Source organism: Bradyrhizobium sp. 138, from assembly GCF_023074075.1.
Lineage (GTDB): Bacteria > Pseudomonadota > Alphaproteobacteria > Rhizobiales > Xanthobacteraceae > Bradyrhizobium.
Map to the genome: position 1 here is coordinate 127,205 of NZ_JADPKT010000100.1, position 24,841 is coordinate 152,045.

23 protein-coding genes are annotated in these 24,841 nt (G+C 65.2%); 7 read left to right on the forward strand and 16 right to left on the reverse strand.

Annotation, left to right across the window (positions count from 1 at the left end):
• Positions 1–66: 66 nt before the first annotated feature.
• Together IVA79_RS36215 and IVA79_RS36220 are read left to right on the forward strand one after the other, a co-directional pair.
• The gene (locus tag IVA79_RS36215) at positions 67–1,071 is read left to right on the forward strand and encodes a zinc-binding alcohol dehydrogenase family protein (protein ID WP_247562061.1); all 1,005 of its coding nucleotides are present in this window, start codon (positions 67–69) and stop codon (positions 1,069–1,071) included.
• A gap of 2 nt (positions 1,072–1,073) precedes the next feature.
• Positions 1,074–2,132 carry a YeeE/YedE family protein gene (locus tag IVA79_RS36220; protein ID WP_247562063.1) on the forward strand — a complete coding sequence of 353 codons (1,059 nt, stop codon included), beginning with the start codon at positions 1,074–1,076 and terminating at the stop codon, positions 2,130–2,132.
• On the opposite strand, the gene IVA79_RS36225 is transcribed toward IVA79_RS36220, so the two are convergent.
• A complete protein-coding gene (locus tag IVA79_RS36225; RefSeq protein ID WP_346658227.1) occupies positions 2,111–3,025 on the reverse strand; it encodes a DMT family transporter in 915 nt (304 codons plus the stop codon). The genes IVA79_RS36220 and IVA79_RS36225 overlap by 22 nt on opposite strands.
• Before the next feature lie 82 nt (positions 3,026–3,107).
• On the opposite strand from IVA79_RS36225, the gene IVA79_RS36230 reads away from it, so the two are divergent.
• Positions 3,108–4,556 carry a PLP-dependent aminotransferase family protein gene (locus tag IVA79_RS36230; RefSeq protein ID WP_247562066.1) on the forward strand — a complete coding sequence of 483 codons (1,449 nt, stop codon included), beginning with the start codon at positions 3,108–3,110 and terminating at the stop codon, positions 4,554–4,556.
• A 10-nt stretch (positions 4,557–4,566) separates the two neighbouring features.
• Here the strand turns inward: IVA79_RS36230 and IVA79_RS36235 are convergent, their stop codons facing one another.
• From IVA79_RS36235 to IVA79_RS36255, 5 genes are read right to left on the reverse strand one after another with little or no spacing between them, the layout of a single operon-like run.
• Positions 4,567–5,790 (reverse strand): bifunctional alpha/beta hydrolase/OsmC family protein, encoded by a 1,224-nt coding sequence (locus IVA79_RS36235; protein ID WP_247562067.1) that lies wholly within the window; start codon positions 5,788–5,790, stop codon positions 4,567–4,569.
• Between the two features lie 27 nt (positions 5,791–5,817).
• Complete coding sequence (locus tag IVA79_RS36240) at positions 5,818–6,477, reverse strand: sulfite oxidase-like oxidoreductase (protein ID WP_247562068.1); 660 nt, start codon at positions 6,475–6,477, stop codon at positions 5,818–5,820.
• Between the two features lie 3 nt (positions 6,478–6,480).
• Positions 6,481–7,803 (reverse strand): MFS transporter, encoded by a 1,323-nt coding sequence (locus IVA79_RS36245; RefSeq protein ID WP_247562069.1) that lies wholly within the window; start codon positions 7,801–7,803, stop codon positions 6,481–6,483.
• Between the two features lie 29 nt (positions 7,804–7,832).
• Positions 7,833–9,053, reverse strand: coding sequence for a cytochrome P450 (locus IVA79_RS36250; RefSeq protein ID WP_247562072.1), 1,221 nt, complete (start codon positions 9,051–9,053; stop codon positions 7,833–7,835).
• Positions 9,054–9,108: 55 nt separating this feature from the next.
• Positions 9,109–9,318 (reverse strand): ferredoxin, encoded by a 210-nt coding sequence (locus IVA79_RS36255; protein WP_212081176.1) that lies wholly within the window; start codon positions 9,316–9,318, stop codon positions 9,109–9,111.
• Between the two features lie 153 nt (positions 9,319–9,471).
• Here IVA79_RS36255 and IVA79_RS36260 point away from each other — a divergent pair, with 153 nt between their 5' ends.
• The gene (locus tag IVA79_RS36260) at positions 9,472–10,119 is read left to right on the forward strand and encodes a TetR/AcrR family transcriptional regulator (RefSeq protein WP_247562073.1); all 648 of its coding nucleotides are present in this window, start codon (positions 9,472–9,474) and stop codon (positions 10,117–10,119) included.
• Here the strand turns inward: IVA79_RS36260 and IVA79_RS36265 are convergent.
• The 4 genes from IVA79_RS36265 to IVA79_RS36280 all read right to left on the reverse strand — a co-directional run bounded on the left by IVA79_RS36265 (position 10,116) and on the right by IVA79_RS36280 (position 14,185).
• On the reverse strand, positions 10,116–10,766 hold the full coding sequence (locus IVA79_RS36265; protein ID WP_247562074.1) for an aspartate/glutamate racemase family protein: 651 nt from the start codon (positions 10,764–10,766) through the stop codon (positions 10,116–10,118). The genes IVA79_RS36260 and IVA79_RS36265 overlap by 4 nt on opposite strands.
• Positions 10,767–10,933: 167 nt before the next feature.
• Positions 10,934–11,947: an amino acid ABC transporter substrate-binding protein gene (locus IVA79_RS36270; RefSeq protein WP_247562075.1), complete on the reverse strand. Its 1,014-nt coding sequence runs from the start codon at positions 11,945–11,947 to the stop codon at positions 10,934–10,936.
• Positions 11,948–11,959: 12 nt separating this feature from the next.
• Positions 11,960–13,309: an aspartate aminotransferase family protein gene (locus IVA79_RS36275; RefSeq protein WP_247562076.1), complete on the reverse strand. Its 1,350-nt coding sequence runs from the start codon at positions 13,307–13,309 to the stop codon at positions 11,960–11,962.
• A gap of 3 nt (positions 13,310–13,312) precedes the next feature.
• Complete coding sequence (locus tag IVA79_RS36280) at positions 13,313–14,185, reverse strand: SIS domain-containing protein (RefSeq protein ID WP_247562077.1); 873 nt, start codon at positions 14,183–14,185, stop codon at positions 13,313–13,315.
• A gap of 88 nt (positions 14,186–14,273) precedes the next feature.
• Between IVA79_RS36280 and IVA79_RS36285 the strand changes: the two genes are divergently transcribed.
• Together IVA79_RS36285 and IVA79_RS36290 are read left to right on the forward strand one after the other, a co-directional pair.
• A complete protein-coding gene (locus IVA79_RS36285) occupies positions 14,274–15,458 on the forward strand; it encodes an ABC transporter permease subunit (protein ID WP_247562078.1) in 1,185 nt (394 codons plus the stop codon).
• A gap of 2 nt (positions 15,459–15,460) precedes the next feature.
• A complete protein-coding gene (locus tag IVA79_RS36290; protein WP_247562079.1) occupies positions 15,461–16,564 on the forward strand; it encodes an amino acid ABC transporter permease in 1,104 nt (367 codons plus the stop codon).
• A 153-nt stretch (positions 16,565–16,717) separates the two neighbouring features.
• Here IVA79_RS36290 and IVA79_RS36295 read toward each other — a convergent pair whose 3' ends face one another.
• Entirely contained in the window at positions 16,718–18,136 is a 1,419-nt protein-coding gene (locus IVA79_RS36295; protein ID WP_247562080.1) for an amidase family protein, read from the reverse strand.
• Positions 18,137–18,281: 145 nt separating this feature from the next.
• Positions 18,282–19,058, reverse strand: a complete 777-nt coding sequence (locus IVA79_RS36300; protein ID WP_247562081.1) for an SDR family oxidoreductase — start codon at positions 19,056–19,058, stop codon at positions 18,282–18,284.
• A 155-nt stretch (positions 19,059–19,213) separates the two neighbouring features.
• On the opposite strand from IVA79_RS36300, the gene IVA79_RS36305 reads away from it, so the two are divergent.
• Positions 19,214–20,287, forward strand: coding sequence for a tartrate dehydrogenase (locus IVA79_RS36305; RefSeq protein WP_247562082.1), 1,074 nt, complete (start codon positions 19,214–19,216; stop codon positions 20,285–20,287).
• Between the two features lie 125 nt (positions 20,288–20,412).
• Here IVA79_RS36305 and IVA79_RS36310 read toward each other — a convergent pair whose 3' ends face one another.
• The 4 genes from IVA79_RS36310 to IVA79_RS36325 form a co-directional block, all read right to left on the reverse strand.
• Complete coding sequence (locus IVA79_RS36310) at positions 20,413–21,486, reverse strand: malate/lactate/ureidoglycolate dehydrogenase (protein WP_247562083.1); 1,074 nt, start codon at positions 21,484–21,486, stop codon at positions 20,413–20,415.
• 148 nt (positions 21,487–21,634) lie between these two features.
• Entirely contained in the window at positions 21,635–22,546 is a 912-nt protein-coding gene (locus tag IVA79_RS36315; RefSeq protein WP_247562084.1) for an NAD(P)-dependent oxidoreductase, read from the reverse strand.
• Positions 22,547–22,558: 12 nt separating this feature from the next.
• Positions 22,559–23,809, reverse strand: a complete 1,251-nt coding sequence (locus tag IVA79_RS36320) for a Zn-dependent hydrolase (protein WP_247562085.1) — start codon at positions 23,807–23,809, stop codon at positions 22,559–22,561.
• A gap of 32 nt (positions 23,810–23,841) precedes the next feature.
• The gene (locus IVA79_RS36325; RefSeq protein WP_247562086.1) at positions 23,842–24,759 is read right to left on the reverse strand and encodes a LysR family transcriptional regulator; all 918 of its coding nucleotides are present in this window, start codon (positions 24,757–24,759) and stop codon (positions 23,842–23,844) included.
• Positions 24,760–24,841 lie beyond the last annotated feature (82 nt).

A 24,841-nucleotide genomic window follows, 5' to 3' on the forward strand; every position in this document is an offset into this window, starting at 1 on the left:
GACTTGGCGGATTGACTTGACCGGCGCCAAAGGCGACAAGGCCCGCGAGAAATCACGGGGCTCTCGATGTTGCCAGCCGATGCCAAAACGGTCGAAGCGCGCTGCGTGCGCCTGAACGCCAAGGCCGAAAACGCCGCTGCACTCGCGCTGATGATTGAGCCTCGGACGCTCGCGCGCGGTCCGAACGATCTCCTGGTCGAGGTGAAGGCTGCCGCCGTCAACCCCTCCGACGTCAAGGCCGCGACCGGGCTGATGCCCTATGCCGTGTTCCCGCGTACCCCGGGCCGTGACTATTCCGGCGTGGTCATCGACGGGCCGGCCGGCACCGTTGGCCGCGAGGTGTTCGGCTCCTCCGGCGATCTCGGCATCCGCCGCGACGGCACCCATGCCAGCCATCTCGTGGTCGAGGCCGATGCGGTGGTGGAGAAGCCGCAGACTGTGTCCTGGGAGGAAGCCGCCGGCATCGGCGTTCCCTTCGTCACGGCGATGGAAGGCTTTCGTCGCGCTGGCGTGCCGAAGCGTGGCGAGACCGTGTTGGTGTTCGGCGTCAACGGCAAGGTCGGCCAGGCCGCGGTGCAGATCGCGACCTGGCAGGGCGCCCGCGTCGTCGGCGTGGTGCGCAAGGCGGAAGCTTACGAAGGCCACGCCAACGCGCCGATCGAGGTGATCGACGCTTCCGCGACGGACGTTGCCGCGCGCGTGCGCGAAATGACCGGCGGCAAGGGTGCCGACATCGTCTTCAACACGGTGGGCGATCCTTATTTCCAGGCGGCGCACAAGTCGCTCGCCTTGCGCGGTCGCCAGATCCTGATTGCCGCGATCGACCGCATCGTGCAGTTCAACATCCTCGAATTCTACCGGGGGCAGCACACCTATGTCGGCATCGACACGCTCGGCCTGTCCTCGGCGGCAACTGGCGCGGTGCTGCGTGATCTCGGCCCTGGCTTTGCCGGCGGCCAGCTGAAACCTTTCCCGATCATGCCGCGCGCCGTCTATCCGCTCGAGCGCGCCAAGGAGGCCTATATCGCCGTCGCCGGCTCCTCGCGGGATCGGGTGATTTTGAAGCCGTGATCATGGAAGCGTCCGCACAACTCGTCATCCTCGCCGGTCTCGCCATCGGTCTCGTCTACGGCGCCGTCGGCCTGCTCAGCGGCTTCTGCCTGATGAGCAGCATGCGCGGCTGGCTGGCCGAGGGAGACGGGCGGCTGGTGCGGACCTATGCGCTGGCAATCGCGGTTGCGATCGCCGCAAGCCAATTGCTCGCCGGCAACGGCATGGTCGATCTCGGCAAGACGATCTACCTGCAACAGACTTTCTCGGTACCGGCGCTATTCCTCGGCGGCCTGCTGTTCGGTTACGGCATGGTGCTGTCGAACGGCTGCGGCTCGCGCGCGCTGGTGCTGCTCGGGCGCGGAAATCTCCGCTCCTTCGTCGTCGTGATCGTGCTTGCCATCGCCGCGCAGATGACGCTCAAGGGGCTGATTGCGCCAGCCCGCATCGCGCTGGTTCAGGCCTCGCAAACGACCGTCAACGCGAACTCGCTGCCGTCCTTGCTGGCGACGCTCGGTCTTGCCGAACCGCTCTCTCGCGCGCTGGCTGCAGCTGTCATCATCGTCGCGCTGGTGCTGTTTGCCTTGGCGCATCCGGGATTCCGCCGCGCGCCGGGCCAGGTTGCGGCGGGTGTCATCGTCGGTCTCCTCGTTGCGGCCGGCTGGTTCGTCACCGGCTATCTCGGTGCGGACGACTTCAATCCCGTCGCGGTGACCTCCCTTACATTCATCGCGCCGATCGCGGACGCCCTGCAATACGCCATGCTCTCGACCGGCCTGACGCTGAACTTCGGCATTGCGACAGTGGCCGGCGTCTTCGCCGGCAGCCTCGCGACGGCGCTGGCCACGGGCCGCTTCAAGCTTGAAGGCTATTCGTCGCCGCGCCATATGCTGCGCTCGGGCGGCGGCGCCGCGCTGATGGGGATTGGCGGTGTGATGGCGTTCGGCTGTTCGATCGGGCAGGGGCTCACCGGCATGTCGACACTCGCACTCGGCTCGTTCGTCGCAGTCGCCGGCATCCTGCTCGGCACCACGGCAGGGCTGCGCGGAAGCTTGCGGGTTCAACCCCTCGCGGTAGCCTGACCGCGCAACAGCCGGTCGCCGAGTGTCGCAAGCCCGATGCCAGTGACGATCAGCCCGGCCGCGACGGCCAGGCTGATGTCGATGGGCTCACCCAGCAGGATCGCGGCACTGGCGATGCCGACGAGCGGCGCCCCGGTGGTGCCAAGCGACGTCGTCAGCGCCGAAATGCTCTTGTTGACCATCGACATCGCCCAATAAGCCAGCGCCGTCCCGATCAGGCCCGAATACAAAAAGAGCGACACAAGTCTCCATGACCACTCGACCTGCGGCGGCCCGTCGATGGTGATCGCCAGGGTCGAGAGCACCGCCGTGGCCACCAGCACCTGCCAGAGCAGGAGCTGGAGCGGGGAGGCGATCCAGCGATGCGCGCGGATATAGATGATGTTCGCGGCCCAGGAGATTGCGGCGAGGATGACCATGCCGGCGCCGAGCAGGATTCCCGCATTGGTCCAGTCGATCGAGGACGGATTCAGGATGACGGCAAGCCCGATCAGCCCGAGCAGGGCACCGGCAAGCTTCGGCGCGGTCAGCGTGTCCTTCCCGAGCAGAGGCGCCGCAATCGCGGCCCAGAGCGGCGTGGTGTAGCCGAGCACGATTCCCTTGCTCGCGGGCAGGAAGCGCAGGCCCGTGGCGACGAGGATCGAGAACAGCGTCATGTGCAGCAGCGCGACGCTGAGGATGACCGGCACGTCGCGTCGTTGCGGGATCACCAGATTGTTGCTCAGCCCGAGGATCACGGCGAGGCCGATCAGCGCGATCCAGCTCCGGATCGCCGAGCTCCACAGTGGCGGGACGAGCTGCACCAGTTGCTTCGTCACCGACCAGTTCACGCCCCAGGCCAACACGACGATGAGAAACAGGCCGATGGCGGCGCGAGGTGACAGGGCCTTCATCTCGAGCTCCTTGAAGCAATCCGGTTCGGCGGATAGCATCTCGTCTGGCTCTTGAAAAAGTGCCAGATTGGAGAAGAACAAAGTGCCAGTTTCGCAAGACGTGATTTCCGCTCTGATCGACTTGAAACGGGCGGACGACGAGGGGCTGGTGGCACAATTGACGAGCCAGCTGAGAGGGCTGATCGCGAGCGGCCGCCTCGGCAAAGGCCGCCCGCTGCCCTCGAGCCGTCAGCTCGCGCGCGATCTCGGCGTCTCCCGGAACACCGTCACTTATGCGTTCGAGCAGCTTGCTGCCGAGGGATATCTCGAGGCCTCGCATGGCCGCCGACCGGTCGTCGCGGTCGACGGCCATGAGCGTATCGGACGGTCGGGCGCCGTGGAACCGAGCATGCGCTCCGCAAGGCCGCGGCTCTCACCCTGGGCTTCGAGGCTCGAGCAGACCGACTGGCCGATGTCCTATCAGGGACAGCTCAAGCCGTTGCGCCCTGGGCACGGCGATTTCAGGGAGTTTCCGAACGAGGTCTGGGCGCGCTGTCTGCGCCGTAACGCCGTAGGTGCGGCCAAGCGTGGGCTCGGACCGGTGAACCGAGCGCGCCTGCGCGAGGCGCTGGCGCACTATCTCGCCACCAGTCGGGGCGTCCGCGCCAGCGCGGACCAGATCATGATCCTGCCGAGCGCGCAGGCCGCATTGACCTTGATTGCAGCAACCATCGTTGCGGCCGATGACGAGGTCTGGATCGAGGATCCCGGCTATCCCGGTGCTGTGGCTGCCTTCCGGGCTTCGGGCGCGCGTGTGACCGGCATCAGACTGGACGAGCAGGGCATGCAACGGATGCCCGGCCTTGCCGCGCCAAAGCTGATCTTCATGACGCCCTCGCATCAGCATCCGACCGGGCGGCTGATGTCGCTCGCTCGCCGCACCGAATTTCTCGGCCTGAGCAGGCCCGGCAAGACCTGGATCGTGGAGGACGACTATGACGGCGAATTCCATTATGACAGCCGGCCGGTGCCGGCCTTGCAGGGGCTCGATGCCCATGGCTGCGTGTTCTATGTCGGCACTTTCTCGAAGGTGATGACGTCGGATATCCGCGTTGGTTATCTCGTCGCGCCGCCGGCGCTGGTCAGCACCCTAGAGATCGCGCAGCGCCATATCGGGCTCATCGCCGCCAGCCATGTCCAGGAGGCTCTGGCCGAATTTATCGCCGACGGCCACTTCCTCGCGCATCTGCGCCGCACCCGCCGCCTCTATCGCGCGCGCCGCGATCACCTCGTCGAGGAATTGGAGCGGCAACTGGGCGCGAAGCTCTCGGTCGAAGTACCCCCGGGCGGCATCCAGCTCGTCGCCCGCTTCAAGCGCGGTCGCGCTGATCAAGCGGCAGTGAAGCGGCTGGTTGCGGCGGGGGTCGAGACGCGCGCCCTGTCCAGCCTCGCGCTTGGCCGGCCCCGTGATCACGGCCTGCTGCTCGGCTTTGCGGCCTGGCGCGAGAGCGAGATCAGTGCGGCCGTGCGGACGATGGCATCGTGCTTCTAGCGCTAGCGGCCTAATCCACCGCCTTCGTCACGATGCGGATCTCCGACGTCAATGTCCGATGCACCGGGCATTTGTCGGCGATCTCCATCAGCTTCTTGCGCTGCTCGGCGTCGAGCGCGCCGTCGATCGCGATGTCGCGCTCGATCTGGTCGAGCATGCCCTCGCGGGTGTCGCACTCCGCGCAGTCCTTGGCGTAGATCTTGGAGTGCTTCAGCGTGACGGTGACGCGGTCGAGCGGCAGCAACTTGCGGTCGGCATAGAGCCGCATGGTCATGGAGGTGCAGGCTCCCAAGCCAGCGAGCAGGAAATCGTAGGGCCCCGGGCCGGCATCCTCGCCACCGGCGGCGACCGGCTCGTCCGCCACAAGCTGATGTGGTCCGATCGTGATGATCTGGTTGAACTTGCTCTTGCGGGTCTCCTGGACCACGACCTGACGCGGTGCCTCGGGCAGATCCATCACCTTTGCGGGCTTTGCGGTGTCGATGTAGCGGCTCGCCCACGCCGCGATCACGTCGGCCGCATAGAGCGCATCGCCCGGTTTCGTCAGCAGATGATCGGCATGGTCGAGCGAAACGAAGCTCTTGGAGTGCTTCGCCGCGACAAAAATCTTCGTCGCATTGTCGATGCCGACGGTGTCGTCGACCGGCGAGTGCATCACCAGCAGCGCCTTGTGCAGGCCGGTAATGTCCTTCATCAGCTCGTGCTCGGCGATGTCGTCGAGAAACTCGCGCTTGATCCGGAACGGCCGTCCCGCGAGCGAGACCTCCACCTCACCCTGCGCGCGGATGTTGTCGAGATGCTCCTTGAACAGGCCGGTCACGTGCGCCGGGTCGGATGGGGCCGCGATGGTCGCGACGGCTTTGGCTTCCGGAATTTGTCCCGCCGCCGCGAGGATCGCGGCGCCGCCCAGGCTGTGGCCGATCAGGATCGATGGCGCCTTGCGCACGCTGCGCAGATGATCGGCGGCGCGGACGAGATCGGTGACGTTGGACGAGAACGTCGAATTGGCGAAATCGCCTTCGCTCGAGCCGAGCCCGGTGAAGTCGAAGCGCAGCACCGCGACGCCCTTGGCTGCGAGCGCGACCGCGATGCGCTTGGCCGCCAGCGTGTCCTTGCCGCAGGTGAAGCAGTGCGCAAACAGCGCGTAGGCCGCGGGCTCGCCGTCCGGCAACTCCAGCGCGGCGGCAAGCTGGTGACCGCCCTCGCCCGTGAATTGAAAGCGTTCCGTCGGCATGGGCTTCCCCCCGTTCCTGCTTGAGGTCTAATCGTCTGAATAGCGCTGCTCGGCCCAGGGATCGCCGCGATTATGATAGCCGCGGACTTCCCAAAAGCCCGGCGCATCCTCGGTCCGGAATTCGATGGCCTGGAGCCATTTCGCGCTCTTCCAGAAATACAGATGCGGCACGACCAGCCGTACCGGGCCGCCGTGCTCCTCCGTCAGCGGCTGGCCGGTCCAGCCATGGGCGAGCAGCGCATCCTCGGCGGCGAAGTCTTCCAGCGCGAGGTTGGTGGTGTAGCCGTCATAGGAATGCAGCACCACGAAGCGTGCATCCTCGCGCGGTTGGCAGATTGCGAGCAGCTCACGCGTGGCGAGCCCTTCCCAGTCATTGTCGTAGCGCGACCAGGTGGTGACGCAATGGATGTCGGAGATGAACCGGGCCTGCTTCTGCGCAGCGAACTCCGCGAAGGTCCAGAACACGGGGACCTCGACCGCACCGTAAACGTCGAGCCGCCAGCGTTCGCGCGACACCGGCGGCAGGACCCCGAGATCGAGCACAGGCCAATCCTTGGTGAGATGCTGGCCGGGCGGCAGCCGCTGCTCTTCCGGACGGGTGATCTTCCCTGTGAGGAAGCGGCCCTCGCGCGCCCATTTCTCCTTGGTGCGCGTCAGTTTGCTGTCGGATGGCGTCTCGTCGGTCATGGCTTACTCGTGCCGATGCATCGCGGAGGCATGCTTGGTGTCGCGCATCGTGGAATAGATGATCAGCGACAGGCAGATGATGCCGGCAAGATAGAAATAGAACCATTCCTCGTGCCCGATGCTCTTGAAGGAGAGCGCGATCGCAGGCGCGGTGCCGCCGAAGATCGACACCGTAATGGCATAGGGCAGGCCGACGCCGAGCGCGCGGACATTGGTCGGGAATAGCTCGGCCTTCACCACGGCGTTGATCGAGGTGTACCCCGCGACGAACAGCCAGGCACAGCAGATCAGGATGAACGCCACGAAGGGCGACTTGGTCTCTTTCAGCGTCATCAGCAGCGGCACGGTCGCGAGTGTGCCGGCGACACCGAAGAAGATCAGCAGTGGCTTGCGTCCGATCTTGTCAGAAATGGCACCGTAGATCGGTTGCAGGATGGTCGCGAAAATCAGCGTGCCGAAGATCACGAAAGTGGTCTGGTCCTCGGTCAGCCCGACCGAAAGCTTGACGAAGGTCTGCATGTAGGTGGTGAAGGTGTAGAACGCGGCGGTACCGCCGGCGGTGAGGCCGACGACCAGCAAGAGCTCGCGCGGATAACGCAGCAAATTGGTGATCGAACCGGTCGGCTTCACCACCTTCTTGGCTTCCTCGAATGCCTCCGTTTCGTGCAGGCCGCGCCGCATCACCGCGGCAAAGACCGCGAGCGCCGCGCCGATCGCGAACGGGATACGCCACCCCCAGTCTTTCAGCTCCTCAGGCGTGAGGAAGACTTTTTGCAGGAGCAGCAGCACGATGATCGCGGTGAGCTGGCCGCCGATCAGAGTGACGTATTGAAAGCTCGAATAGAAGCCGCGGTGCATGGGATCGGCGACCTCGCTCAAGTAAGTGGCGCTGGCGCCATATTCGCCGCCGAGGCTCAGGCCCTCGATGACGCGGGCAAGCGCGAGGATAACAGGCGCAGCGAACCCGATCGTGGCATAAGTCGGCGTCAGCGCGATGATCAGTGAACCAAAGCACATGAAGACGACCGACAGCGTCAGCGAGATGCGCCGTCCGAAATGATCGGCGAGATAGCCGAAGAACCATCCGCCCAAGGGCCGCATCAGGAAGGTCGCCGCGAAAACGACGGCGACGTTCAATTGCTGGACGACGGGGTCGTTGCCGGGGAAGAAGGCCGGGGCGAAATAAAGCGCGAACGCCGTGTAGGCGTAGAAATCGTACCACTCGACGAGATTGCCGATCGAACCGATGAAGATCGCCTTGATCCGCCGCTGGGCATCGGCGGCGTCAAAATGCTCGGAGGCCGGTAGGGTTGCTTGCTCAGTCACGTTTCGGCCTCTCCATTGTCTGGAAAAGCCTACATCGCCTTTCCGAGCAAAAATGGCAACTGGCGCGGGCCTCGCACCGTGCCCTGCGACCAGGTCACCGTGCCTGCGGGATCAAGGGCGAAATCTGGAATGCGCTTTAGCCATTCCTCCAGCGCAACCTGCATTTCCATGCGTGCCAGGTTGGAACCGACGCAGCGATGGATGCCGAGGCCGAACGCAGCGTGCCGATTTTCGCGGCGGTCGATCACGACTTTGTCAGCATCCGGAAACATCTTGGGATCGCGGTTTGCGGCTGGGAAGGACAGCAGCACCATGTTGCCCGCCTTGACCGGGCAGCCCGAGATCGTCGTCTCCTTGACCACCTCGCGGGCCATCGTCACCGGCGAATAGGCGCGCAGCAGCTCCTCCACCGCGGTCGGGATCAGCCCTGGCTCGGCGGTCAGGCGCTCGCGGTCAGCCGGTGTCTTCGCAAGGTGCCAGAGCGAGGAGCCGATCGCACTCCAGGTGGTGTCGATGCCGGCGATCAGAAGCAGGCGCAGCGAGCCGAGGACGTGGGAGTCTTCGAGCGGGTTGCCTTCCTTGTCCTTGGCGTTCATCAGGTAGGAGATGAGATCGTCGGTCGGCCTGGTCTTGCGCTGCTCGATATGCGCGCTGAAATAGGCGCTCATCTCATGCACGGCCTCCAGCAGCTTGCTTTCGTCCTTGATGCCGAGCTCCAGGATCATGTGGATCCAGTTGATGAAGAGATCGCTGTCGCTCTCGGGGATGCCCAGCATATGCGCAATCGCTCGAACCGGGATGTATTTGCTGTAGCGCGCTGCGGCGTCGACCTTGCCGTCGGCGATGAAGCCGTCGATCAGCTCGTTGCAGATCGCGCGCATCCGCGGTTCCAGCTTCTTCATCGCATCCGGCGTGAACGGCGGCAGCAGGAGCTGCTTGGCCGGCTTGTGCACGGGCGGGTCCGAGGTAATCGGCGGGGCGGCGTTCCTGGCGACCTCCGGCCGCACGTCGCGGACGATGATGCGGCGTGAGGAGAAATGCTCGGTGTCGTTGGCGATCTCGCGCACGGCCTCATAGGTCGTCGGCATGTAGCAGCCGAGAAAGCGTTTTGTGTGCACGACCGGGCTTGCGGCGCGCAGCTCGTCCCAGATCGGGAAGGGATCCTCGGTCCATTGCGGATCGGTGTGGTCGAAATCATGGACCCAGTCGTTGACGGGCGGGTGGGCGACAGGCTGGCTGACGTCGGACATGTCGAGAATCCCTTGGCTCGTGTTCGCTGATAGGACGCAAGCGGCGGAGGCCGCGCTACTCCTCGGTCACGTCGATTGCGATTTCGGGACAATTGGATTTGGCAAGCCAGGCCTTGTCTTCAAGGCCCGGCGGAACAATGCCGTCGCCGGCTTCGTGTGCGTTGCCATATTCGTCGAGTTCGAACAGCTCGGGCGCGAGAGCCTTGCAGCGGGCGTGGCCCTGGCATTTGTCGGGATCGACGTGAACCCTCAGTCGCTCTGTCATGGCGGCTTCCTCGGTCGTATGCGCGCGGCTCGAAGGCGGCGCGTTCCTCTTGTCGACATTGTCGCGGCATTCGCCGCTTGTTATAAGTTATATACTATTACATTCGCGACAAGCTTTCCCTGTCAAGCGCAAACTTATAGGCTTGACCACAACATGCGCTCACAACTCGCTCGCAAGCCCGAGAACACCTACCACCATGGCGATCTCCGCGACGCCCTGATCAAGGCCGCGCTGCGCGAGGCGGAGCAGGGCGGTGCCGAGGCGATCAGCATCAAGGCGCTGGCCAAGCAGCTCGGCGTCTCCCAGCCGGCGCCGTATCGGCACTTTGCCGATCGCGAGGCGCTGCTCGCGGCGGTGACCGCAGAAGCGTTCCGGCAGCTCAGCGCGATCCTGCGCGAGGCGATGGCTGGGACGTCGAAGCAATCAAAGCTGTCGCGGCTGGCGCAGGTGACCCTTGATTTCGGTCTGCGCCGCAACGGCATCTACCGCCTGATGTTCGCGTCGCGCACCGTCTCATGCGCGGCCAAGGGCAGCGAGCTGCACGAGGCCACGCGTGAGACCTTTTCGCTTGTGATCGAAGCTCTGGAAGCGCCCGCCGTCGGCTATTTGCGCGAACGGCAAGCGCTCAAGATCTGGGCGGCGTTGCATGGCGTGGTGATGCTGGCCGAGCAGGGCTTGTTCACCGGCGAGGCCGCCCATGCCACGCGCGAGGAACTGGTCGAGGATTTCGTCAATGAGACGAAGGCGGCGCTTGCGGCAGCGATCAAGGATGCGCGGCGCCGAAAGAAGAACGGCGCCTAGGCCTTCGCCTTCAGCAATCTCATCAACTTGTCGACCGCGCTGTCCGGCGTGGTCACGACCGGGCGGCCGGTGGCTTCTGCTACCAACGGCGCAGTTGCGGCGATGCTGAACTGCGCCAGCGCGATGACGTCGCAATCGCGCAGGTCGCGCGAGGCCTCAGCGATCAGCCGGTCGTGCGTGGCGCGGTCGCCGCGGTCGAGCGCCGCGAGCGCGCCCTCGGCAAGTTTCGGAACGACCTGGACGGTGGTCGGAAACTCCGGCGGCATCGAGGCCAGGGTCGGCGGGAAGGTGGAGAGTAGGCCGATACGTTGCCCCATGGTCGCCGCCCGCTCGATCATGGCCTCGTTCGGCTTCAGCACCGGCATCGGTGCATGCGCGCGCGCGACCGCCTCGATGCAGGGACCGAAGGCCGAGCAGGTGAACAGGATCCCGTTCGCGCCGGTTGCAGCCGCATAGTCGCCGAGCGCCAGGAAACGCTCGGTCATGGTATCGTCGAGCACGCCGTCGCGGGCCAGATCCGCCGACAGGCTGTCGTCGAGCAGGTTCATCAGCCGCGCCTCCGGCCACGCGGCCGCGAACGCCGCTTCGATCGGGGCGATCGAGTGCTTGAGGGCATGGATCAGGGCGATGCGCATGGGCGACGTCATTGAGCGTGACTATTTGGGTCTCGTGCCCGGACGCAGCGCAATGCGAAGTATTGCGCTGGAGAGCCGGGGCGCATTGTGGCCGCTGGATCCCGGCTCTGCGCAGCAGCGCACCGGACGATGCTTCGCATCGCCGGGGACGCTGCAGCGCGTCCGGGACACGCGAGACGCTACTTGAACGGCACCGCGTACATCAAGCCGCCCTTGCTCCAGAGGCCGTTGAGGCCGCGGTCGAGCTTGAGTGGGCTCGCCTTGCCGACATTGCGCTCGTAGATCTCGCCGTAATTGCCGGTGGCCTTGATCGCGGTCACGAGCCATTTGTTGTCGAGCCCGAGCCGGGAGCCGAGATCGCCGGAGGCCCCTAACAGGCGCTGGATCGCCGGTGTCTGCGATTTCGCCATCTCGTCGACATTGCCTTGCGTGACGCCGAGCTCTTCGGCCTCGATCAGGCCGTAATGCAGCCAGGTGGTGATGTCGCTCCAGACCTCGTCGCCGTTGCGGGTGAAGGGGCCGAGCGGCTCCTTGCTGATGGTCTGCGGCAGCACGACGTAATCGGCCGGGTTCGGTGCCGCGGTGGTCACGGCGCCGGCGAGCGCGGAGGCGTCCTGGGTCATCGCATCGCAGCGGCCGCCGAAGAAGGTCTGGTACATGGTGTCGACGCGGTCGAACACCAGTGGCTTCCAATCGATGCCGTTGGCGCGGCCGTAATCGCCGAGCGTGACTTCGTGCGTGGTACCCTGAGCCACGCAGACGGTGGCGCCCTTGAGGTCCTTGATCTCCTTGACGCCCAGTTCCTTCTTCACGACAAAGCCCTGGCCGTCGTAGAAATTGATCGGGCCCTGCCGCAAGCCCAGCGTCACACCGCGCAAGTACGTCTGCGTGGAGTTGCGGTAGAGCACGTCGATCTCGCCCGATTGCAGGGCGGTGAAGCGGTTCTGCGCGGTCAGCGAGACGTAGCGCACCTTGCTGGCATCACCCAGCACGCCGGCGGCGAGCGCACGGCAATAGTCGACGTCGAGACCTTTGTAGTTGCCTTGCGAGTCCGGCGCCGAGAAGCCGGCAAAGCCGGCGCTGACGCCGCACACCAGTGTGCCACGGCTCTTCACCGTGTCGAGCGTTGCCGTCGACCCGACGACCGTCGATGCCGCGAGCATGCTCGCCGCGATAACCACTTTCCTCATCATGCTACTCTCCCCTCAGTGATTGACACTACGCAACACGTTGTCGACGGCCGTGCCGAGCTTGTCGACGATCAGGTCGATCTCATCGGCGGACGCGATGTAGGGCGGCGCCAGCAGCACATGGTCGCCGCGCACGCCGTCCACTGTGCCGCCGCCCGGATAGCAGCCGAGCCCATTGGCGAAGGCCTCCGCCTTGATCTTCTGATTGAGCTTGAGTGCGGGATCGAACGAGGTGCGGCTGGCGCGATCGGCGACCAGCTCGATCGCCCAGAACAGGCCACGGCCCCTGATGTCGCCGACATGGCGGTGATTGCCGAAGCGCTCGGTCAGCCGCTGTTCGAGCTGCCGGCCGCGCTCCTTGACGCGGTCGAGCAGGCGATCCTCGCGGATCACATCCTGCACCGCGAGCGCGGCCGCGCAGGCGAGGGGATGTGCGAGATAAGTATGGCCGTGCTGAAAGGCGCCGGAGCCAGCGCGGATGGTGTCGATGAGCTTGCCGCTCGCTAACATCGCGCCGATCGGCTGATAGCCGCCGCCGAGCCCCTTTGCGATGGCCTGGATATCAGGCGCGATGCCTTCCTGCTCCCAGGCGTGCGTGGTGCCGGTGCGGCCCATGCCAGACATGACCTCGTCGAGGATGAGCAGCGCGCCGTGCCGGTCGCAGATCTCGCGCACCGCCCTGAAGTAGCCGTCGGGCGCGGTCACGGCACCGGCGGTGGCGCCGACCACCGGCTCGGCGAGGAACGCCGCCACGGTATCGGGGCCTAGCCGCTGAAACTCGGCTTCGAGCTCGGCGGCCAGCCGTGCCACGAATTGCGCATCGGATTCACCGTCGTGCTTCTCATGGTAAGCAAAGGCTGGAGTCACATGGCTGAAAGCGGCCGAGAGCAAAGGTGCATAGGGCGCGCGTCGCCAGGCGTTGCCGCCGGCTGCGAGCGCACCAAGTGTGTTGCCGTGGTAGCTCTGCCGGCGCGCGATGAAATGCTGCCGCTGTGGTTCGCCGCGCTCGATGAAATATTGTCGCGCCAGCTTGATGCTGGCCTCGATCGCCTCCGATCCGCCGCTCACGAAATAAGCGTAGGCGAGACCGCCGGGCTCGTGACCAACGAGCGTCTCGGCGAGAGCCTCTGCCGGCTCGGACGAGAAGAAGGCGGTGTGCGCATAAGCCAGCGTCGAGGCCTGCTTCGCCATCGCCGCGATCACGCGGGGATGCTGATGACCGAGGCAGGAGACGGCCGCGCCGCCGGAGGCGTCGATGATGTGCCGTCCGTCCGCGGCGAAGAGATAGACGCCTTCGCCGCCGATCGCCTTCGGCGGCGTCTCGCGCAATGAGCGGTGCAGCACGCGGCTGGGGCGAGCGGCCATGGGTCAACCTTTCTCCGAGACGTAGATGGAGGCCGCGGCAAGCCGCGCCTCGGTATTTTCCAGGCGCTTTTTCGCGGCGACGCCGCCGAGCGAGAACGTCACCGCCGCGAGCGACTGCGCGATCGCGACCGCGCCGGTGAGGCTCGGGAAGAAGCCGGGAGAGGAGGCCGCCTCGAACAGCAGCGCGTGATCGGCGCCCTCGGCCATCGGGGCCGAGACGCTATCCGCGATCGCGATCAACGTTGCCCCGGCGCGATAGGCCGCCTGTGCGGCGCGAACGCTGGCGTGTGTGTAGGGCAGGAAGCCGACGACGATGACGGCCTCGCCGGGCCGGAAGGCGCCGAGATCGAGGTCGTCGGGCCCGGAAGTGCCGACGAGCTGCACCTGTTCGGGGCGGAACAGCCGCAGCTCGTAGTTCAGCAGTTCCGCGACGCTGCGGCAGCTGCGATAGCCGGCGATCCAGATCCGCTTGGCCTCGTGCAGCGCGCGAGCGGCCTCCGCAATCGGCTGGGCTGGGATTCGCGGAAGGCCGGCGGCCTCGGCCTCGAGCTTGTCGGTGACGAGCGCGACGTCGGCGTTCGGCCCTTGGCGACGGCCTTTTGCGCGGCCGGAGAAGGGCGCGGTTTGCGCCGGCCGCCGCGCCTCGGTCAGCGCCGCGCGCAATTCGTCCCAGCCCGAATAGCCGATCGCCTTGGCGAGGCGCGTGAACGCGGCAGGATCGGCGCCGGCTTCCGCGGCGAGGTCGCGCATCGAACGGGTGGTGGCGTCGTAATCGTTGGCGGCGACGAAGCGTCCGACCTCCTGCAGCCGCATCGGGAGCGACGGCAATGCAATGCGCAGTTCGCTCAGCGGCGAGGATTTCACGGGCTCGGCCATGAAACATTTGTTGCATGAATTCGAGATCGGTGCAACAGTTGACGTGCGCTGCCGGAAATCGTCGCTATTGGGGAAGGGTTTTTGTGCTGTGACCACGGAAGCTCGGAGACCGCCGCCGCGCCGCCGCTTCTTCGCGCTCGGGCGCAACGAATTGAAGGGCCTGTTCTGGCAGGTGCTGGTGGTCGGGATTGCGCTCGCAGTCATTGGCTTCCTCTGGTCCAACACCGTCACCAACCTCTCGGCGCGCCGCATCACGACCGGCTTTGCCTTCCTCGGCCGCGAGGCCGGCATGCCCATTGCCGACAGCTTGTTCGCGTATAATCCGAGAGACACATATCTCTGGGCCTTCGTCGTCGGTGTCGGCAACACGCTGCGCGTCGCCGTGATCGGGATCGTGCTCGCGACCATCCTGGGCACGCTGATCGGCATTTCGCGATTGTCGGCCAACTGGCTGCTGTCACGACTTGCCGCCGTCTATGTCGAAACGCTCCGCGACATCCCGCTGCTGCTTCAACTCCTGTTCTGGTATGTGCTGATGCAGGCGCTGCCGGCCGCGCGCGCTGCATGGCGCCCGGTCGAAGGCGTGTTCCTGTCCAACCGCGGCCTGATCCTGCCGGCAATTCCGATTGGCTCGCTGCAGCTTTGGGTGCTCGGCACCGCTGTGCTCGGGCTCGTCGCTTTCTATCTCGTCAGGAGGCGGCTGATCGCGCAGCAGATGCGCGACGGCAAGCCGCGGCCGGCCTGGCCGTTTGCGCTCGGCCTCATTGTCGCGCTGCCGGCAGCCGTGTCACTGGTGCTCGGCGTGCCCTGGACAATCGAATGGCCGCAGCTGCGCGGCTTCAATTTCGTCGGCGGGCTGACGCTTGCGCCGGAATATTTCGCGCTGCTGATCGCTCTCGTGACTTACACCTCGGCTTTCATCGCCGAGATCGTGCGCAGCGGCATCCAGTCGGTGCCGCGCGGACAGTGGGACGCCGCCAATGCGCTTGGCCTGCGCCGCAGCTTCATGCTGCGGCAGATCATCCTGCCGCAGGCGCTCCGCGTCATCGTGCCGCCGATGACGAGCCAATATCTCAACCTGACCAAGAATTCCTCGCTCGCGGTGGCGATCGGCTATCAGGACGTGGTTTCGATTGCCAATACCACGCTGAACCAGACCGGGCAGGCGATCGAGGCCATCGCGCTGATCATGGCGGTGTTCCTGACCATCAGCCTTTCCATCAGCTTCTTCATGAACTGGTACAATGCGCGCATTGCGCTGGTGGAGCGCTGATCATGACTGTGATCGCCGACACTCCCGATGCACCTCGCGCCGCTCGCCGGCCGCAAGCCGGCAACCCCGCATTGCGATGGCTGCGCACCAATCTGTTCTCGTCGATCCCGAATGGCATCCTCTCAGTCGTGCTGCTGGCAATTCTCGCCAAGGGCATCTTCAGCTTCGCCCAATGGGGCATCGCCAATGCCGTGTGGCTGACCCCGGCGAACGATTCCAGCGCCTGCCGCGCGGCGCGTGGCGTCGGCGCCTGCTGGGCGATCATTCCCGAAAAGTACCGCTTCATCCTGTTCGGCACCTACCCGTTCGACGAGCAGTGGCGGCCGGCGCTGGCGGTGCTGCTGTTCATCGCACTGTACTATCTCTCGACCCGTCGCGCCCTGTGGCGGCGCGAACTGGTCTATCTCTGGATCGGTGCGCTTGCGCTGATCAGCGTGTTGATGTGGGGCGGCGTGTTCGGGCTCTCCTTCGTCTCGCAGGATCGCTGGGGCGGTTTGCCCGTGACCCTGATCCTGGCGACGTTTGGATTGGCTTTCGGCTTTCCGCTCGGCATCCTCGTTGCGCTTGGCCGGCGCTCAAAGCTGCCGGCGATCCGCTCGCTCAGCGTGCTCTATGTCGAGCTGATCCGCGGCGTGCCGCTGGTGAGCCTGTTGTTCATGGCGAGCGTGATGTTTCCGCTGTTCATGCCCGCCGGATTCAACATCGACAAGCTCTTGCGCGCACAGATCGCGATCATCCTGTTCGCCGGCGCCTACCTCGCCGAAGTCATCCGCGGCGGGCTTCAGGCGGTGCCGCGCGGGCAATACGAGGCCGCCGATGCGCTCGGGCTGTCCTACTGGCGCAAGAACCGGCTGATCATCCTGCCGCAGGCGATCCGCCATGTCATCCCGCCGCTGGTCAACACCTTCATTGCCTTCTTCAAGGACACCAGCCTCGTCCTCATCATCGGCATCTTCGACCTGCTGACGACGGCGAAGACCGCGATCATCGATCCCGCCTGGCAACAGTTCTCGGTCGAGGTCTACATCTTCGTCGCCGCGATCTATTTCGTCTTCTGCTTCGCGATGTCGCGCTACAGCCGCGGCCTGGAGGCGACGCGAAGGTGAGGCTCTCGTGTCCCGGACAAGGAGCAGCGCAACAGCGCTGTGCCGCAGAGCCGGGATCCAGGGGAGGCACGGTAGGTTGCAGATGCATGGGCCCCGGCTCTGCAGCGCACCGCCGAAGGGGCGCTGCGCCGCGTCCGGGGCAGGAGCACGAGGTTACTGCCTCACCTTCGGATCAACCGGCGTCGTTCCGCGCAGGCCCAAAATATCCTCCAGCACCTTCGCGCCTGCGAGCACGTCGGCGTCGCTTCGCGGGGCGCCGACGACCTGCACGCCGACCGGCAGGCCGGACGCCGTGAAGCCGCACGGCAGCGACAGCGAGGGGCAGCAGGCCAGCGTGATGGCATAGACGATGCCGAGCCATTCGACGTAGTTCTCGAAACGCTTGCCGGCGCATTCGGCGACATAGCGGTGCTCGATCGGGAAGGGCGGCACGATCGTAGTCGGCGTCAGCAGCAAATCGTAGCTCTTGAAGAACTCGACCGCCCGCGCGGTCATGCCGACGCGCTGGGCCTCGGCGCGCGCGAGCTGCTCCACCGTGAGCTTGAGGCCTTCCTCGATGTTCCAGATCACCTCGGGCTTGAGCAGATCGCGCTTGGTGCGCAGCAGTTGCGCCTTGGTGATCGCGAAATCGAAGGCGCGGAGCACGTGGAAGCACTCATGCGCCTCGCGCCAGTCCGGATGCGCTTCCTCGACGATGGCGCCGGCCTCGGCAAAGCGTTCCGCCGCCTTGCGTGTGATCGCCTTCACATCGGGATCAACCGGCGTGATTCCGAGATCGGGCGAATAGGCGATGCGCTTCGGCTTCTTGCCCGCCTGAGCCGCCGACAGGAACGAGGTCGCGGGCGCCGGCAGCGACAGCGGATCGTCCGCGTAGTCGCCGCTCATGGCATCGAGCAGCAGCGCGAGATCCTCGACGTTGCGTGCCATCGGGCCCTGCACGCCGAGATTGCGATCGATGCCCGCTTTCGGCGTGTGCGCGACGCGGCCGATGCTCGGCCGCATGCCGACGACGCCGCAGAAAGCCGCCGGGCTGCGCAAGGACCCGCCCATGTCGGAGCCCTGCGCCAGCCAGGCCATGCCGGTGGCGAGCGCCACTGCCGCGCCGCCGGATGAGCCCGCCGCGGATTTCGAAATATCCCAGGGATTGAGCGTCGCACCGAACACCTCGTTGAAGGTGTTGGCGCCGGCGCCGAATTCCGGCGTGTTGGATTTTGCGTAGACGACCGCGCCATTGGCTTCGAGATTCTCGACCATGAGGTCGGACTTGGCGGGGATGCTGTCTTTGAAGATAGGAGAGCCCTGGGTGTTCAGCACACCCGCAACGTCGGTCAGATCCTTGATCGGCACCGGCAGACCCGCGAGCAGCCCCCGCGCGCCGGCGGGTTTCCGCATCAAGGCCTTGGCGCTGTCCCGGGCGCGATCGAAACAGAGTATCGGCAGCGCATTGACCTTGCCGTCGACCTCACCGATGCGCTTCTCCAACACATCCAGCAGTTCGAGCGGCGAGACATCGCCGGAACGCAATTTGTCGACGACGGCGCATGCGGTTTCGCGGATCAGCTCTTGAGACAATTAGCTTACTCCTACCTCTAGATTGTCATTCCGGGGCGCCCGGAGGGCGAACTATGGTGCGCAATTGCGCACCTGAGAATCTCGAGGTTCCGGGTTCGATGCTTTGCATCGCCCCGGAACGACGTTCCCAAACACCACGTGCCAGTTAACCCCACCCGGCGCTGATGCCGCCGTCCACGGTGTAGATCACACCCGAGGTATACCCGGCGCGGTCCGACGCCAGGAACGCCATGAGGTCACCGATCTCTCGTGCATGCGCGGGACGGCCGAGCGGCAGGCTCTTCTGGAACTCTTTGTAGCGGCTCTCGTCGCCGAACTGTTGCTTGGCCCGCGTCTTCAGCAGCGTGACATGGCGATCGGTGCCGACAGGGCCGGGATTGATGCCGACCACACGGATGTTGTCGGCGAGGCTTTTTCCCCCGAGCGCACGGGTGAAGGCCATCAGCGCGGCATTGCCGGCACTGCCGCAGATGTAATTGGCATCGAACTTTTCGCCGGCAGCCCCGATGTCGTTGACGATGACGCCGCCGCCCTTTGCTTTCATCTGCGCGTAAATCTGCCGCGTGAGATTGATGTAGCCGAAGACTTTCAACTCCCAGGCGTGGCGCCAGGTCGCCTCGTCGATCTTGTCGATCGAGCCGCCGGGGATGTCGCCGGCATTGTTGACGAGCACGTCGATATCGGCGGCCTCCCTGGCGAGTCGCGTCACGTCCTCGGCCTTGCGCAGATCGACGATGCTCGTTGCAACATCGATCTGATGCGCGGAACGCAATCGGTCGGCCAGCGCCTTGAGCTGATCGCCGCTGCGGGCGGCGAGCAGGAGGTGCGCGCCTTCCTCGGCAAACGCCTCGGTGGCGGCCGCGCCAATGCCCTTGGACGCGCCCGTGATCAGGACACGCTTGCCACGCAGATGCAGATCCATGAGTGGTACTCGCAGGATAGGAACAGGATCAAATCAGTAGGCGCCCGGCCGCGCCATGGTCAACATTGCAGTGCAGCGTTGCACTGCCGACGCGTTTGGTCCATTGCAGTGCGGTCAAAAGGCGGCGGCTGCCGGACCAACCAAGGACGTTCTCGATGAGCAAGAAACAATACCGGATCGCGGTCATTCCCGGCGACGGCATCGGCAAGGAAGTCATGCCGGAGGGCCTGCGCGTCCTGGAGGCGGCGGCAAAGAAGCATGGGGTCGCCGTGCATTTCGACCATTTCGACTTCTCGTCCTGGGACTATTACGAGAAGCACGGCCAGATGATGCCGGATGACTGGAAGGACAAGATCGGCAAGCACGATGCGATCTATTTCGGCGCGGTCGGCTGGCCGGCCAAGATTCCGGACCACGTCTCGCTGTGGGGCTCGCTGATCAAGTTTCGCCGCGAGTTCGACCAATATGTGAACCTGCGCCCGGTGCGGCTGATGCCCGGCGTGCCGTCGCCGCTGGCGGGCCGCAAGCCCGGCGACATCGATTTCTGGGTGGTGCGCGAAAACACCGAGGGCGAATATTCCTCGGTCGGCGGCCGCATGTTCCCGGACACTGACCGCGAGTTCGTGACGCAGCAGACGGTGATGACCCGTACCGGCGTCGACCGCATCCTGAAGTTCGCCTTCGAGCTCGCGCAGTCGCGGCCGAAGAAGCATCTGACCTCGGCGACCAAGTCCAACGGCATCTCCATCACCATGCCCTATTGGGACGAGCGCGTGGAGGCGATGGCCAAGAAGTTTCCCGGCGTGAAGTGGGACAAGTACCACATCGATATTCTGACTGCGAACTTCGTGCTGCACCCCGACTGGTTCGACGTCGTGGTCGGCTCGAACCTGTTCGGCGACATCCTCTCGGACCTCGGCCCGGCCTGCACCGGCACCATCGGCATCGCGCCGTCGGGCAACATCAACCCCGAGGGCGATTTCCCCTCGGTGTTCGAGCCGGTGCACGGCTCGGCGCCCGATATCGCAGGGCAGGGCATCGCCAACCCGATCGGCGCGATCTGGTCGGGCGCCATGATGCTCGAGCATCTCGGCGAGAAGGAAGCCGGCAAGTCGATCGTCGAGGCAATCGAGCGGACGCTGGCCGAACGCACGCTGCGCACCAAGGATCTCGGCGGCAATGCCGACACCTCCGCCTGCGGCAAGGCCGTCGCGGATATGGTGGATTGACGCAGAAACGGTAGGGTGGGTTAGCGCAGCGTAACCCACCTCTTTCGTCCCAGCGAAGAAGGCGGTGGGTTACGCCTGCGGCTAACCCACCCTACGATTTCTGTTTCAATTGACACAGCTGATCGCTAGCCCACGATCTTCTCGATCGCCGCCTGATCGAGCCCAAACTTCTTCCCGGCCTCCAGAATCTCCTGCCAGGTGGTTGGATCGACCGGAATGCCTTCGGCGAGGCGCTTCGTCTTGGTCTCGCGCTCTGGATCTCCTGCGATCTTGACCTTGTCGACGCCGGGTGCGGGCGGCGAGCCGGTGTGCCAGGCAACGAAGCTCTCGGCCTCGCGCGCGAGGTTCTCGCCGGTGCCGAGCTTGTTCGGGTCGATGACGATCGAGAGCATGCCGTTGAGGACGTTGTACTTGCCGTCGGACGGGCCCTTGACCGCCTGCCCGCCGGAGAGCGCGCCGCCGAGGATTTCGCAGACCAGCGCGAGCCCCGAACCCTTGTGCTCGCCGAAGGGGAGGATGGCGCCGTACGGCGGGATCACGGTGTAGCGCGGATTGACCGTGGGCTTGCCCTCATTGTCGATGATGGTGCCGCTCTCGAGCGCGACGCCCTTGTTGTGGGCAACGCGGGTCTTGCCCTGCGCGATCCTGCTGGTGGCGAAGTCGAGCACGATCGGGTCCTTGCCCCTGCGCGGGATGCCGACGCAGAACGGGTTGGTGCCGTGGCGCGCGTCGCTGCCGCCCCAGGGTGCCACGATCGGGCGCGAGATCACGTTGACGAAGTGGATCGAGACCAGCCCGTGGTCGATGCACTGCTCGGCCCAATGGCCGATGCGGCCGATATGGTGCGAGTTGGAGAGGCCGACGAGGCAGACGCCGTTCTTCTTGGCGCGCTCGGCCGCGAGCTCCATCGCCTCATGGCCGATCACCTGGCCGTAGCCGGTGAGGCCGTCGAGGGTGAGAAGCGGGCCGGTGTCGAGCACGATCTTGACGTGCTGGTTCACGGCGAGGCCGCCATTGGTGACGCTCTGGACATAGCGAGGGATCATGCCGACGCCGTGGGAGTCGTGGCCTTTGAGATTGGCCTCGACCAAGTTGGTGGACACGAGCTCGGCCTCGCGGTCCGAGGAGCCGCCGGCCTTGACGATGGCGTGGATGGCTTTGGTGAGCGGCTCTGCCTGGATGGTGCGATAGTCGGCCATTGTTGTTGCTCTTATCCCTTCAGGATATGGCGGGGAGCGTAGGGTGGGTTAGGCGAAGCCGGAATCCACCTCTGCAGTCCCGCGGAAATAGACAATGGTGGGTTACGCTCTGCAGATGCGCTTCGCGCCTCTGCAGAGCTAACCCACCCTACGAATTCACGATCCGGCGGCAGTGCTCCCACGCCGCGCCAATCAGGTTCTCGCTGGCTTCCGGCGTGCGGAAGGCGGAATGCGCCGACAGGGTCACGTTCGGAATCTTCGTCAGCGGATGATCGCCGGGCAGCGGCTCGGTGTTGAAGACGTCGAGGCCGGCATGGCGGATATGGCCCGACTTCAGCGCCTCGATCATCGCGGCTTCGTCCACGATCGCGGCGCGCGCGGTGTTGACGAGAATGACCCCACGCTTCATCGCAAAGATCTTCTCGCGCGTGATCATGCCGCGCGTCTCGTCGTTGAGCAGAAGATGCAGCGACACGACGTCGCTCCTGGCCAGCAGCGTGTCGAGATCGGTGAACTCCACGCCGGGATGGCTCTTCGGGGAGCGGTTCCAGGCGATCACCTTCATGCCGCTGCCCGACGCAATGCGCGCAACCTCGGCGGCGATGCCGCCGAAGCCGATCAGGCCGAGAGTCTTGCCGGTGAGCTGCATGCCGTCCTCGCGCAGCCAATTGCCGCCGCGCATCTCGCGGTCCATCATCGCGATGACGCGGGCCGAGGCCCACATCAGCGCGATCGCGGATTCGGCGACCGCGGTGTCACCGTAACCCTTGATCAGATGCACGGAGATGCCGAGTTCGGCTAGCTCCTCCGGGTTCATATAGCTGCGCGCGCCGGTGCCGAGGAAAACGACGTGCTTCAGCCCGGTACACTTCTTCGCCACCTCGGTCGGCAGCGCGGTGTGGTCGACGATCGCGATCTCGACTCCATCGAGGATCTCAGGGTATTGCTCGGGCTTGATGTCGGGGTCCCGGTGAATCCGCACCTTGGGATCGCCGGGCCTCGTTAGCCGCTCCATGATCACGGCCAAGGTTTCATTGGCGTCGACGAATACTCCGCGCATGGTTTTCTCCGGTCAGGACGCGACGCCGGCGATCGCCAGCACGGTATGCATGAGAACGTTGGTGCCCGCGGCGCAATCGGGCTGCGTGGCGTCTTCCAGCTCGTTGTGGCTGATGCCGTCCTTGCAAGGCACGAACACCATCGCGGCAGGCATGACGGTGTTGAGATTGCAGGCGTCGTGGCCGGCGCCGGAGGTGATGCGGCGCGAGGAGTAACCGAGCGTCTTTGCGGCGTTCTCGACCGCGGCGATCAGCTTGGGGTCGAAATGCGTCGGTGGCTTGCGCCAGACCAGGTCGATCTTCACCTCGACCTTGCGGCGTGCGGCGATCTCGGCAATGGCGGTGCGCAAATCGCGATCGAGCGCGTCCATGATCGCGCCGTCGGCGCTGCGGCAATCCATGGTGAAGGCGATCTCGCCGGGAATGACGTTGCGTGAGGGGTTTGCGATCACGGCCTCGCCGATGGTGCCGACCGCGTTGGGCCCATGCTTCTTGGCAATGGACTCCATCGCCAGCACGATCTCCGACAGCGTGGCCAGCGCATCACGGCGCAGCGGCATCGGCGTCGATCCGGCATGGCTCTCGAAACCCGAAATCTTGCCGTCGTACCAGAGCACGCCCTGGCCGGAATCGACCACGCCGATGGTCTTGGCTTCGGCCTCCAGGATCGGGCCCTGCTCGATGTGCAGCTCGACGAAGCAGCCGAGCTTCTGGAAGCCGACCGGCTTGTCGCCGCGATAGCCGATGCTGTCGAGCGCCTGGCCGACGGTGATGCCCTCGGCGTCCCTGCGCGACAAAATGTCGTCAGTGGTAAAGTCGCCGACGTAAGCCGCGGAGGCCATCATTGCAGGTGCGAAGCGCGAGCCTTCCTCGTTGGTCCAGTTGACCACGCAGATCGGCGCTTCGGTTTCGATGTCGGCATCGTTCAGCGTGCGGATCACCTCCAGCGCGCCGAGCGTCCCCAAAATGCCGTCATACTTGCCGCCGGTCGGCTGGGTGTCGAGATGTGAGCCGATGCCGACGGGCAGCTTCGACATGTCGCGGCCCTTGCGCAGGCCGAACTGCGATCCAAGCGCGTCGACGTGGACTTCCAGTCCGGCGGCCTCGCAAGCCTTGCGGAACCAGTCGCGCACCTGCTTGTCGTCGTTGCTCAGTGTCAGCCGCCGCACGCCGCCCTTGGCCGTCGCACCGAATTGTGCGGTCTCGTGGATTGAGCCCCAGAGGCGGGCGGAATCGATTTGCAGGTTGGTGGCGGCTCGGCTCATGCGTTCGTTCTCTCGATTGTCCGGCGCCTGTTTCAATGACCCGCCAGCGCGGGCGCGTCAACCGCGAGGCTGCTCTGCGCAATCTGCCGAGCCAGCTCAGCGACGCGCTCCACGGCGACGACGTCGGGCGAGGCGAGCCAGCTCGCGGTGAAGGTGAGAGGCGCGATGGCAAGATCGGTGTCGAGCAGCTGCAGCCGCCCGTCGGCGAGCTCGTTCTCGACGATGGCGGACGGGATCACGGCGACACCGAGCCCTTCCACCGCCATGTGGATCACGGTCGCGAGCGAGGCCGAGGCGTGCAGCCGGATCGGCGGCAGCTCGGGGCGGTCGAATACCTCGCGCACGACCTCGTAAGGCTTGGTTTTGCGCGGGAAGGTGATGATCGGAAACCGCGCGAGCTCCGCCGGCGTCACCGGGCCCTTGTCGAGACCGAGCGAGGGGCTTGCAAGAAATCCGATCGGATAATCGGCGAGGACGCGATTGTGCACGCCGGAGGCGGACAGCGGTCCGACGACGAAGGCAAGCTCGATCTCCTGTGCGAGCAGGCGGGCGGTGAGGTTCGGCGTGATGTCGACTTCGATCTCCAGCGACAGGTTCGGATAGATCTGGTTCACACTCTTCACGAGCCGCGGCAGCCAGGTGTGCACGATGGTCTCCGCGACGCCGAGCCGCATCACCCCGCGCATCGCGGATGCATCGCTGATCTCCGCCATCATCTGAGCCCGCAGGCCGATCAGCTTCTCCGCATAAACCATCATCTGCCGGCCGCTCGGGGTCGGCGAGGCGACGCGATGATCGCGGTTGAGGAGCTTCACGCCCATCTCGCGCTCGAGCTGGGCGATGCGCTGGGAGATCGCCGGCTGAGTGGTGTTGAGCCGTTGCGCGGCGCCGCGGAAGCTGCCGAGCTTCACAACCCAGAGGAATGTCTCGATCGACCTAAAGTCCAGCATTGGAAGGATTTTCCCAATCGATAAAATAGATTTATCGAGATTGATTAGAAACGACGATTAGACTTTATAGCACGCTTGGTGT